The organism is Microbacterium sp. GbtcB4 (genome assembly GCF_019091465.1).
Taxonomy (GTDB): domain Bacteria; phylum Actinomycetota; class Actinomycetes; order Actinomycetales; family Microbacteriaceae; genus Microbacterium; species Microbacterium paraoxydans.
This window is the reverse complement of sequence record NZ_JAGXJJ010000822.1, coordinates 1-228: the sequence shown is the minus strand read 5'-3', so window position 1 is coordinate 228 and position 228 is coordinate 1. Positions and strand designations below refer to the sequence as shown.

Annotated in this window: 1 protein-coding gene; it reads left to right on the top strand. The window is 61.0% G+C overall.

Features of this window, described 5'->3' with window-relative positions:
* The coding region (locus tag KVS71_RS19745) for a hypothetical protein (RefSeq protein WP_217585362.1) at positions 1 to 228 on the top strand (228 nt) is incomplete at both ends.

Here is a 228-nt window from a genome sequence, read left to right as displayed (position 1 = left end):
TCGCAGCACAACCTCTCGCGCGGAGTTCGTGAGTTGTACCTGGACGAGAAGAGGAAGGAGGTTACAGATCTCGCTCAGGAGATCGAGGTCGAGTACCCCCGCCTCCAGAAGATGCTGGCGGGACGAATCGTCATGCAGATGGTCGATCTCGCTCGTCTGCGTCTCCTGGGCGGCGCGCGCCTGGACTACTGGATGATGCGAGGTGATTCCGCGGAGTACATCCGTGCG